10 protein-coding genes are annotated in these 11,737 nt (G+C 49.3%); 6 read left to right on the forward strand and 4 right to left on the reverse strand.

Features of this window, described 5'->3' with window-relative positions; genetic code table 11:
- Positions 1–27: 27 nt before the first annotated feature.
- Positions 28–660 carry a 2-amino-4-hydroxy-6-hydroxymethyldihydropteridine diphosphokinase gene (gene folK, locus AB1757_10545; protein MEW6127463.1) on the reverse strand — a complete coding sequence of 211 codons (633 nt, stop codon included), beginning with the start codon at positions 658–660 and terminating at the stop codon, positions 28–30.
- A 33-nt stretch (positions 661–693) separates the two neighbouring features.
- Between folK and AB1757_10550 the strand changes: the two genes are divergently transcribed.
- On the forward strand, positions 694–1,854 hold the full coding sequence (locus AB1757_10550; GenBank protein ID MEW6127464.1) for a class I SAM-dependent rRNA methyltransferase: 1,161 nt from the start codon (positions 694–696) through the stop codon (positions 1,852–1,854).
- On the opposite strand, the gene AB1757_10555 is transcribed toward AB1757_10550, so the two are convergent.
- The 3 genes from AB1757_10555 to AB1757_10565 all read right to left on the reverse strand — a co-directional run bounded on the left by AB1757_10555 (position 1,851) and on the right by AB1757_10565 (position 4,881).
- Positions 1,851–3,524, reverse strand: a complete 1,674-nt coding sequence (locus AB1757_10555; GenBank protein ID MEW6127465.1) for a S41 family peptidase — start codon at positions 3,522–3,524, stop codon at positions 1,851–1,853. The genes AB1757_10550 and AB1757_10555 overlap by 4 nt on opposite strands.
- A 92-nt stretch (positions 3,525–3,616) precedes the next feature.
- Complete coding sequence (locus AB1757_10560) at positions 3,617–4,381, reverse strand: hypothetical protein (protein MEW6127466.1); 765 nt, start codon at positions 4,379–4,381, stop codon at positions 3,617–3,619.
- Between the two features lie 89 nt (positions 4,382–4,470).
- The gene (locus AB1757_10565) at positions 4,471–4,881 is read right to left on the reverse strand and encodes a PaaI family thioesterase (GenBank protein MEW6127467.1); all 411 of its coding nucleotides are present in this window, start codon (positions 4,879–4,881) and stop codon (positions 4,471–4,473) included.
- Positions 4,882–5,147: 266 nt separating this feature from the next.
- Here AB1757_10565 and AB1757_10570 point away from each other — a divergent pair, with 266 nt between their 5' ends.
- The 5 genes from AB1757_10570 (at position 5,148) to AB1757_10590 (ending at position 11,666) form a co-directional block, all read left to right on the forward strand.
- Positions 5,148–6,422 (forward strand): thiol-disulfide isomerase, encoded by a 1,275-nt coding sequence (locus AB1757_10570; GenBank protein MEW6127468.1) that lies wholly within the window; start codon positions 5,148–5,150, stop codon positions 6,420–6,422.
- Between the two features lie 154 nt (positions 6,423–6,576).
- Entirely contained in the window at positions 6,577–8,112 is a 1,536-nt protein-coding gene (locus AB1757_10575) for an amidohydrolase family protein (protein ID MEW6127469.1), read from the forward strand.
- A gap of 140 nt (positions 8,113–8,252) precedes the next feature.
- Positions 8,253–9,248: a VOC family protein gene (locus tag AB1757_10580; GenBank protein MEW6127470.1), complete on the forward strand. Its 996-nt coding sequence runs from the start codon at positions 8,253–8,255 to the stop codon at positions 9,246–9,248.
- A 124-nt stretch (positions 9,249–9,372) separates the two neighbouring features.
- Entirely contained in the window at positions 9,373–10,314 is a 942-nt protein-coding gene (locus AB1757_10585; protein MEW6127471.1) for a hypothetical protein, read from the forward strand.
- 14 nt (positions 10,315–10,328) lie between these two features.
- Positions 10,329–11,666 (forward strand): cytochrome c peroxidase, encoded by a 1,338-nt coding sequence (locus AB1757_10590; GenBank protein ID MEW6127472.1) that lies wholly within the window; start codon positions 10,329–10,331, stop codon positions 11,664–11,666.
- The last annotated feature ends 71 nt before the right edge of the window (positions 11,667–11,737 follow it).

Below are 11,737 nucleotides of genomic sequence, written 5' to 3' on the forward strand. Positions count from 1 at the left end.
AGTCAATTTTTTAACCTGAATCGGTGATTATTGCGCCAATCGTTTAACCGCATAACGGTCATTGAGTGCCGCCAGCAATTCCGCGCAGGTTTTCTTTAGAACCGGATGAACCATTTCAGGAGCGATTTCGCATAAAGGCTCAAGGACGAATCGTCGCAAGTGCATACGCGGGTGAGGAATCGCCAGACTTGACCGAACCTCCGGGTAAAAATCTTTAATCGCCGTTGAATCGAGCGATTGAAAATGGGCATTTCCGAACAACAACAGGTCAATATCAATTTCGCGCGGCCCATTGATAAATTCCCGTTTGCGTCCAAGGCTTTCTTCAATCTGATGCAATAAGGGCAGGGTCGCATCAGCCAGTATCAATGAAGCCAAATCCACCAGATGATTGCTAAAGCAGAGGTCAATCTGGGTGCGTTGAGATTCACTTAAATTTTTAAAGAACTGTTCGGTGAGCGCCACTTCGATGACCTGATTTAAAAACCAGCCCTGATTTTGGTAACCGACGGGTTCGGTCTCATATTTCGAGGAGGCGGCAACCAATCTAAATCCCAGTTGTATAATCCGCTCGAGGGCTTGGCTGAGGTGGGCTTCGCGGTCGCCCAGGTTGGAACCGAGTGCAATAAAAATTCTGATGTTTGTTTTATCACTCTGCATATTTTCATCCGTTGCAGCTATATTACTAGGCTTATGACGACAATTACAGTCAATAAACGTGGTGTAGAACGTACTCAAAAACGTCACCTGTGGATTTATCGCAGTGACCTCATTGATACGGGTAATGCCGAGTCAGGCGACATCGTTTTAGTGAGCGATACGAAGGGGAAGCTTCTCGGTCAGGCGCTTTACAGTTCGACTTCACAAATTGCTTTGCGATTTATCAGTTTCGACCAGTTAATCATAAACCGTGATTTCTGGCTTGCAAGACTAATCAGCGCCGAACGCCTGCGCCAACAGGTCGTCACCGATGCCAATGCTTACCGGTTGGTTTACGGGGAAAGCGATTTTTTGCCGTCGCTCATCATCGACCGTTTTGCTGATTGTTTCGTTATGCAAACGCTCTCGCAAGGGATGGAGGCGCTCAAACCTTTGTGGGTTGACCTGTTAATTGAGCGTTACCAGCCACGCGCGATTATTGAACGCAATGATGCCAGGGTGCGCGAACTCGAAAGCCTGCCGCGTCAGGTGAGTTTACTTTATGGCGAGTCGCCGGATGAGTTAATTATTTATGAGAACAGGGTGAAATACGGCGTGAGTTTGCTCGAAGGTCAAAAGACCGGCGCGTTTTTAGACCAGAGAGAAAACCGGCTGGCAACAGAAAATTATGCGCGAGGTCGCGCCCTCGATTGCTTTACTTTTCAAGGCGGTTTCGCTCTGCATATGGCAAAGCAAGCCGAGCAGGTAATCGCCGTTGATATTTCCGCAGAAGCAATCAAACAAGCCCGGTGCAATGCCGAATTGAATGAGACTAATAATATTGAGTTCCTTGAAGCCAATGTTTTCGATTTGTTGCACGATCTGGAACGCGCCGGTGAAAAATTCACCTGCATCAATCTCGACCCACCGGCTTTTGCCAAAAATCGCAAAGCTTTGGAAGGCGCGATGCGCGGTTACAAAGAAATCAATTTGCGGGCGATGAAAATGATTGAACCCGGCGGCATCTTAATCACCTCGACCTGTTCACATCACATGAGCGAAGAACTGTTTTTAGCAGTGCTCGCCGATGCAGCGGCAGATGCCGGGCGCAACGCCCAGATACTCGAAAAGCGCGCGCAATCACGCGACCATCCCATTTTGATTGCCATGCCTGAGACCTATTATTTGAAGTGTGTGATTCTGCGGGTTGATTAAGGTCTGTCGTTTTGATTGGCGTGCGAATTTTCCGCCATCATTTTCGCTTCGGGAAATTTTTCCAAGGCTTTCAAAAGCTGGACATCTTCGGCGAGATAAACCTGGTCGCCAGCCTCAGGTCCATAAGCGGCGGTGATAATTTCGCGACGCAGTTGCAGGATGATGTAATTTTTCCGCTCGTTGAATTGCTCTTCGGAAAAATTGAATTGCGAATTGGTGGCGATGAATTGCCGGTAAGCCGCCAGGACTTTTTCATCAACCACAAAATGATTGATGTCATCCTGAGTCAAGTGGCTTTTGTTTTGTGATTCGTTGATTTTGTACTCGCGAAGGTTGGCAATTTGTCCGGCAACCAGTTGGCGAACGAACATGAAAATTCCGTTAAAGATTCGCCCGTTGACCGAATTCTGCGAAAACGATCTCGGCTCTTTGGATTTCACTTCGACATCCGGGGTGATGCCGCCGCCGCCATATACAGACCTGCCGCTATCCGTATAAACCGTGTTTGATTTTTGTGCCGTGGTATTTTCCTGAGCCGTCTCTTTCGGGTGATAGTAATAATCGTAAAAGCTGACGTTGGAATAATCGCGTTGAATCAATCGTCCGGTCGGCGTGTGCCAGCGTTGGGTGGTAAGCGTCAGTCCCGCGCCGTATGAAAGGCGCGTCACACTTTGCACCAAACCTTTTCCGAAACTGGTTTCGCCGACAATCAAGGCGCGGTCATGGTCTTGCAATGCGCCGGCAACCACTTCGGAAGCCGACGCGGTGTTGCCGTTGACCAAAATCACCAGCGGCATGGTTTCCGGTTCATTATTATCGGGCACTTCAAAAACGCGGGTCGGGAAACGCCCTTCGCGTCCGCGCACTTCGAGAATTTTTTGCCCGCTGCGCAAAAATTTCTTGGCAACTTCAATCGCCTGGTCAAGCAAGCCGCCGGGATTGCCGCGCAAATCCAGCACCAGTTGTTTCATTCCCTCTTGTTTGAGTTTGGTGATGGCGGCGGTCAACTCTTCTTCGGTTTTCGCGGCGAAACCTCCTGTGAGTCCGATGTAACCGGTGCCCGGTTGTGAAGTCATAAATGCCGTGCGCACGGTCGGCAATTTCACTTCATCGCGTTTGATTTTTACGGTAATGGGACTGGCGACACCGGCGCGTTCAACGGTTATCTTAACCTCTTCGCCTTTTTCGCCGCGCACATTGTGCAAGACTTTATCCTGATTCCAATCTTCTGCGCTTTGTCCGTTGACCGCAATAATCGCATCGCCATAACGCAGACCGGCTCGATGTCCGGGACCGCCCGGCGTTGCCGACATGATGTAAACCCGGTCGTAGCGTTTGGCGATGGTAACGCCTATACCATAAATGCGGCTTTGTTGTTCGGTTTGTAATTCGTCGAATTCGGCTTTAGTGAAAAAGCTGGAGTGTGGGTCGAGTTGATGAAGCATTTCCTGAATCGAAGCTTTGCTGAGCAGTTCAACATCCGTTTCCCCGGCATATTCTTCGCGCACGGTTTCGAGCGCTTCTTCAAAACCTTTCTTGACATCATCGGTATTGGAGGTTGCCGAAGAGGAAGTTTTAGTCATACGAGAGCGCGATTGATAAAGCCCTCCGATAAGTGATGACAAAACCACGATAATGATGGCGGCAAGCGGCAAAACTTTTTGGTTCATCAAATGACGTACTCCTCAAAATCAGAATAATATAAAAGGAAACCGTTTGTCATCAATTCACGGTCAAGATTTCGTTAAATCCCTTGCGCGATTTAAAGCCAGTCAGGAACCAGCACCAGACGAAATCCCAAATAGGTCCAATCGGAGTTGGTTTCTACATGGTGAACATATGAAAAATCATTTGCCGCATTGCAGCCGACGGCAAAAGCATTGGCATTGCCGAATTCATCGCGATAGGCTCCGAGTTCCAGGCTTTGGGTATGACTCCATTCCCGGTGAAAAACGTTGCCAATCAAATTGAACACCGCAGGCGGGCAGATGGTGACGCGATAGCCCATCGGCATCAAAGCGTGTGAACGCCAGTCTTCATTTATCAAACGCATCAATGAACGCAGTGAAGCGTAATCGTGGGCGAAACGTGTGCCGTTGGTAAATCCGGCTTCGCCTATGAACCCGGCTATCGGGTCAAGCGTCCAATCATGTCCATATTCGGAACCGTAGAAGTGTCTGCCGTGCGGCAGGTAATTGGGTTTTTGGGTAGATTCGACGCCGAGAATCAGCCCTTGATGGCGATGATGCCCGATATTCAACGCTTGTTGACAACTGCTCTGATGGCTTGTGGCTCTGGTGAAATCTTTACCGCACATCGGATACATTCTGGCGATATAGTCGGCATCAAACGGCACGGCTTCTTCTGAAGGGATGACGTGCCATTCGATGTTGAAGCGACGCAAATGTTCAGTGATTTTATCGGTTTCTTCGGGAATGATGGCATTTGGCGAAAGCAAATTGACAGTTTTCGCGATGCCAAAATAATCGCGGAGTTGTTGTTCACGAGAGTTTAAAATTTTCTGCATGGTTGCTCCCTCCTTGCCCGAATGGTTAATCGCTCAGGAACACGCAAGGCGAATCGCCAGTTTGAAACATCTCTTGCTTGACTATCGCTTCAGGCTTTCACTGCAAAAACAAATTGCGTCTGGGTAATCAAGGCAATCAACTTTCCCTCTTCGGAAACAAGGCGCGTCTGCCAGGTCTGACTGCGTTTGCCTTTATGAAGTGGCGTGCATTCACCGATAACCGTTGAGCCAAGGGTTGCCGGACGAAAGAAATTGGTCTTCGATTCGATGGTGGTGGTGGTGTGTCCTTCGGGTAAATTGATTACCGTGGCAACCGCGCCAAGCGTATCGGCAAACGCCATCATCGCGCCACCGTGCAAAATATCACCGACTGTACATAAATCACCGCGGACTTCCAGGCGCGCTTTGACCATATCGGGAGAGGCTTCGAGAAACTCTACGCCTAACAAATCCGGGAAAATGCCTTTGATACGCTCCTGTAAAATTGCGACTAAATTCATCGAGGCTCCTCTGATTGAAATTTTCTGGGGTGATGCTGAATTGATAAAGACGCAATAAAAATGCGCTGCCGGTTGCAAATTGTCAACGCGGGTTGACCTTAAATGCCGAGAAAAATCCTTTCCTCATTCATCAAACTTCGACCTTTCCATAGCGAAAATATTGATAATCTGCGGTTGCTAACCGACCGGTTAGTCGGTTACAATGGGCGGCGTCAAAGCAACGCATCAGCTCTCTAATATAAAATCAAAATGCTTAGGAGGGTCACGTGAACAAAGACATTCGTCGAACCTTGCAAGTCATGTCGCTTTTAGTCGGGTTAATTTCTCTGGTCGCCTTTGCCACCGCCAAGGATAAAGCCAGTGCCTCGACCGCATCCTTCTCCAAAGATGTTGCGCCCATCCTTTATAAACATTGCGTTGAATGTCATCGTCCGGGTGAAATCGCGCCAATGTCTCTACTCACTTATAAAGAGGTGCGTCCGTGGGCGCGTTCGATTCGCGAACGTATCCTAGATAAATCCATGCCCCCCTGGAGCGCCGACCCGAAATACGGTCACTGGGCAAACGACCCTCGCCTGTCGCAAAAAGAGATTGCCACCATCACTTCCTGGGTAGAAGCCGGTGCGCCAAAAGGTGAGGACAAAGATTTACCGCCGACTCCGAAATTCACCGAAGGCTGGACGATTGGCAAACCCGATGTCGTGCTGGAAATGCCCGAAGAATATACCGTTCCGGCAGACGGCACGGTTCCCTATCTCTATTTCTCGATGCCGACGAATTTCACCGAAGACAAATGGGTTCAGGCGATGGAAATTCGACCGGGCAATCGTTCGGTGGTGCATCACGTCATCGCTTATGCACAGGAAGCCAATGTAAAAGACGCCGCACCGGGCAGCGAAGGTGAACTGCGTCGCGGGCGTGTGCATCTCGGCGGCATCACCCCGAATAAAACCGGCATGGTTTTTGGCGATGGCATGGCGCGCTTGATTAAAAAAGGCAGCAACATCGTTTTCCAGATGCATTACACCACCAACGGCACGGTGACCAAAGACCGCACCAAAATCGGATTCGTGTTTGCCAAAAAACCAGCCAGCAAAATGTTGATGACCGGCAATGCCATCAATGGACGATTCGTGATTCCGGCGGGCGACCCCAGTCATGAAGTCAAAGCTACAAAAACATTCGATGAAGATGTGTTGATTACCTCTTTTATGCCGCACATGCATGTGCGCGGTAAAGCCTTCCGCTATACGGCGGTCTACCCCGATGGTCGTTCGGAAATTTTACTCAATGTGCCGCAATATGATTTCAACTGGCAGCACACCTACATTCCGCAAAATCCGATTCTGCTGCCGAAAGGAACCAGGCTCGATTGTGTGGCTTATTTCGATAATTCCGAAAAGAACAAATACAACCCCGACCCGTCGAAAGAGGTGCGTTGGGGCGATCAAACCTGGGAAGAGATGATGATCGGTTGGTTTACTTATGTAAAAGCCGAACCATCGAAAACCAACCCGACACCGGCATCATCCGGTAAATAATCTTTCTCAATTCATCATTCGATATTGTGGTCAGCGATCATTAAAATTGCTGCCCACAATATCTTTGTCATGGCAGGTTCCGTCGCAGTGGAAGTGGCCGATGCCATCAACGATTTCATTCACAACACCATTTTTCTCAAGGAGTCATTAAGCTATGTGGATTCGCAAAGCCCTAAGAGATATGAAAAAAGGCGTTGATTCGCCAATGCCCACCCAGGTGGTCTCAAACGAAGAATTCGAGCCAAGACCGCAAACCCCAAAACAGAAAGAGGTCGAACATTTAATCGGCGAACTTTCGGAAGCTCGCGCCAAAAAACTCGGTATGCCACGTCGCGCGTTTATGCGCACGTCAATGGGCATGGCGACCTGTTTCTTAGCTTCCAATCTCGCTTATGGTAAACGCTACTGGGAAGTCGATGAAGTCGAGACCTGGGAAGCCGCCGCCAATGAAGAGAAATGGCCGAAGAGCGAGTATTTCATCGTCGATGTTCAGGCGCATTTCACCAACGGGTTTGCCATCGGTTTTCGCAACAATGAGTTCATGAAAAACATGGGCTTCGATTTGAAGAACGATGCCGAATCCTATAGCCTCACGACTTTCGTTAAAGAGATGCTCTTTGACAGCGAAACTTCAATCGTAGTGATTTCAGGCGTGCCGACGCTGGAAACCAATCGCGATAAGGACGGCAAAATCCTCGAAGGCAATGCCCGCAGTCGCGGCATCTTACCGAGTTGGTTGATGGCTGAAGCGGCTAAAAAAATCAATGCCCTGGCGGGCGGCACCCAGCGCGCCCTCAATCAAGGCAACCTCGCGCCCAATCACTATTGGGACAAAGTCAACAATAAAGTAGACAAAGCCACAACCCTTGAACAGATGGAACGCGAAATCAAGCAATACAAAATCAGTTCGTGGAAATGGTATTGCCATACCGACCCCGGACGTTCGGGCGGCGGTTTCCAGTTGGACGATGAAAACGCTCAGTGGTTTATGGAGGAATCGCGCAAACGCGGCGTCAAACTCATCAGCGTTCACAAAGGCTATTCCTATCAATCGCGCACCCTTGGTCATTTAGCCAATCCCAAAGACATGGAAAAAGCCGCGCTCAACAATCCCGATTTCAATTTCGTGGTCTATCATTCCGCCATCAAACACGGCAAGAATGAACAGGGGATGACCGGCGAAACCACCTGGCTCGATAAAGACCACAACAACTACGACCCGACCACGGGCGATTTCGAGTGGCATAAAATTTTGATGGACATCAAGAAACGCAATCCGAAAATCAATAACATCTATTGCGAAATCGGCAGTTTCTTTAACACGCTGGCAATCGTCCATCCCGAACTCTGCATGCATGGCATGGGTAAAAACATCAAGTATTACGGGTCAGACCACGTCGTATGGGGAACCGATTGTCTGTGGTGGGGGTCGCCGCAATGGGGCATTGATGCCTTCAAACGTTTCCAGATCACCGACGAATTCTGCGAGAAATTCGGCTACAAGAAACTCACCAAAGAAGACAAAGCGAAAATCTTCGGATTGAATGCCGCGAAACTTTACAAGGTGAATGTGAAAGCCAAGCGCAATCCACTTGCTACTGACGCTTTGGATAAATTGAAAGCCGAGTACATCGACCGTGGCGGCAAGCGTAGCAACGCGGCGTATGGCTGGGTGCGCGCCAGCGATTAATTTGCAAGATTGAAAATTAAAAATATTGCGAGCGGTGATGCACAGGTGGTCGCAAGCGACTTTGTAAACTTACCGCTCGCATTTTTATCTGTAACTCGGCTTTGGCTAAGGCAGTAGCCCGACCGTGAGGGAGGGCGGTAGTGGAAAACGCCCGCGCTGACGCTTGGGCTACTGCCTTAATCTATAGCGAGGTTCACATGCTTACTAAACATCGGTTTCATCTTTTTCTCATCACTGCTCTGCTCGGTTCATTGACGCTTGGCGCTTTCGGATTTCAAGCGCAGGAAACTAAACCCGCTGCGCCGCAATTTCCCGAATCGCATTTTCATCATCTGCATTTAAATGTCCTCGACCCCAAAGCGAACATCGATTTTTACACCTCGAAATTCGATTGTGAAAAAGGTCGATTTGCAGGATTGTTGGATGCCGTGTGGGCGCAAAAATCCTGGGTACTGTTTACCAAAGTCAACGAAGCCCCGAAATCCGACCTCAACTCTGCGGTCTGGCATTTCGGTTGGGGCGCGGAAGATATGAAAGCGACTTATGAAAAACAACTGGCAATGGGAACCAAATTTTTCACGCCGATAACTGACATCAGCGACATCGGCGGCAACACCGGAGCCACAGGGTTGTTTTATTACGCCTATGTTCAAGGTCCCGACGGCGCGCTCATCGAATTGAATACCGCGCGTCATCATCATTTCGGACATATTCATTTGTTCAGCGCCGACCCGATTGCTGCCGCCGAATGGTACAAAAAATATTTCGGCGCAACGGGACGCGCTTCGGCTTCACGTGAACCGCGCATGTATCGCGGCGTGCAAATCGGGCCCAGCGCCTCGCTGATGAAAGACAACGTCAACCTCATCATCTATCCGATTGAATACACCAGGAAAGCCTACCCGGAAGCCTGGAAAGGCAAAACCGAACTTGAATCAACCAAAGGTCACGTTGTCGATCACATCGGTTTCAGTTTCGATAATCTCGAAGAGGCTTTGGACAAGTTGCGCAAAGACGGCGTGAAGGTGACCGATGAAATTCGTTCGGTCGCCGGTGGCAAAATCAAATATGCCTTTATCGAAGGGCCGGATAAGATGCGTATCGAAGTCATCGAAGGTCACGCAAAAAAAGAATAGCCACTCGGCAACGTTTTACCGTATTGACAGGCACAAATGGTTTTCATTATTTTTCGCCTCACGCGAAATTCGTTTTAAAGTTGAGCGGGTCTTTAGCTATCAATTTTCATCGGAGGAATATTTCATGCGACGACTGATTCAAGTCTTGGGTGCAGGTTTGCTCATCCAATTTCTCGCGCTTTCGCTTTTTGCCCAACAGGACAAATTGATTGGCAAATGGGAAGGTAAAATTCAATCCCCGCAAGGTGAACGTCCGACAACCGCCACTTTCAAAAAAGAGGGCGATATTGTTGTGGGAACCATGCCCGGTATGCGCGGTGGCAGCGAACTGAAACTCAAAGACATTAAAGTTGACGGCAACAAAGTCACCGCCAAAGCCGATGTCGAAACCCCGCAAGGGGCGTTTACCATCAACTACAGTTTCACACTCGAAGGCGATGCGATGACCGGGCAGGGCAATGTCGATTTCGGCGGACAAAGCATCGCTTTTGATATAAGTTTGAAACGCGCCAAAGATGAAAGCCAACCAACGCAACCGGCGCAAAGCGCCCAGCCTCAACCACCTGCCGGTCAGAATCCACAACGCCGGTCGAGTGTGCCGCAACCGCAGCAGAAACAATCCATAGACTATTTCGTCGGGCAATGGAGCTATAAATACATCGGGCGGGAAAGCGCGTTTGGTCCAGCGCCGCGCGAATGCACACTGACATTCACCAAACGCGCCGACGGCAAAACGCTTGATGGCAAGACCGAATGTAAAGGCGATAGCGCCTCATTCAAACATTCCGCCGTTCTGGTTTATGATGAGGCGACAAAACAGATGACGCTCACGGAAAAACTGAGCACAGGCATCACCATCAACAGCAAGGGCGATTGGAGCAGTCCGATTTCCATCAAGTTCACCATCGACCCTGTCAAAAGCAAAGGTCAATCGTTACAATTGCGAAGAACGATTTCCATCGTCTCAGCGCATTCTTTCGCGATTGCCGAAGAATTGGCTGAAGACGGTGGACAGTTTGTAAGACTCGGTAGCGCGGTTTTGAGCAAAGCCGGGGCAACTCAATAAGGACGAATTCTTTCATGTTGAAAAAAGCTTGCCTCTTCCTGTTTGTCGCATTTCTCATCTGGGGTTTTACAGATAAAGGTATACAACCAACAATGGGAAAAACCGACCGCATCGTCAATCAATCGGCGGTTATCGAACTCGGCAAACAATTATTCAAAGAGGCGGGCTTCTCTTCTCCGAACGGCGATTTGCCGGCGAGTTGCAATCACTGCCACATGCTTGATGAAGACCCGCAAGGGCTTCGCGCTTATACGGATTTTTTCAATCGCAGTTGGATTTCATTTCGCTCGCAGGACAAACGGCGGTTGGCGCTTCGCAATTCGCCGACGATTTTGGATGTCGGCGCAATGCCGCGATTGCATTATGACGGAGAGTTTGCTTCGCTTGAAGATTTGGTCAAAGGCACACTTTCGGGGCGAACTCTCGGCTGGGTTGCGGGTGAAGAAGCGAAAGCCAAAGAAAATGCCCGCGCCGTGATTTTGAAAAACCAAGCGACCTATGGGCGAAAGTTCGAGCAGGCTTTCGCGGTAAATATAGAAGCGGTAAGCAGTGATGAATTGTTGAACCTGGTGGCGAAAGCGGTTGCCGATTATTGCCGCACTCTGCGTTCGCATAAAAATTCCACTTATGACCAATTCATCGCCTTAAATGGGCTTGAAACCGCACCCGCGAATGGCGAAGACGCCAAAGCCTATGGTCAGCGATTGCTCGAAAAAATCCAGCAATTGGAAACCGAGAAAACTTTGAAACTGACCCCAGGGTTTAATCAATCGGCGCTTCAAGGGTTAAAAATATTTTTCCGCGCGGATAAAGGCAATTGTCTCGCGTGTCACGCGCCGCCCGCGTTTACCGACCATTCGTTTCATAATCTCGGCATCAGTCAACGCGAATATGACCGGCGTCATGGTGAAGGCAAATTCGCCGAGTTAGCGATTCCCGATGTCGCAAGCGCCGCGCGACCTTCGGCGCAGGCGCTGGAAATTCCGCTCGAAGAAAAACCCGGTTATGCCGATTTGGGATTTTGGAATTATGTCGATGTGAAAAATTCTTCGTTACGCAAACCGGGCGAGAGCGACAACCAGTTTCTCAACCGCATGATTGGCACATTTAAAACCCCGACGCTTCGCAACCTGAAATACTCCTATCCTTATTTCCATAACGGCACGCTTTTTACTCTGGATGAGGTGTTAGGTGAAATGCTTCGCCTGAGTGATATGGCGCGCGCCGGGCGTATACGTGAAGGCGACGAAGAGTTGGCAAAAATAAAATTCACCGCCAGCGATATTGCCCACCTGGTGAATTTTCTAAATACCTTAAACGAAGACCTGAACAATCATCGAACCGGCAAATAAACTGTCGGATTGACTGAGCTTCATTTACGCCAAGACTGGTAATTCCGGTTGCGGGTTTCGGTCTGCTTACG

It is taken from the genome of Acidobacteriota bacterium (genome assembly GCA_040754075.1).
Lineage (GTDB): Bacteria > Acidobacteriota > Blastocatellia > UBA7656 > UBA7656 > JBFMDH01.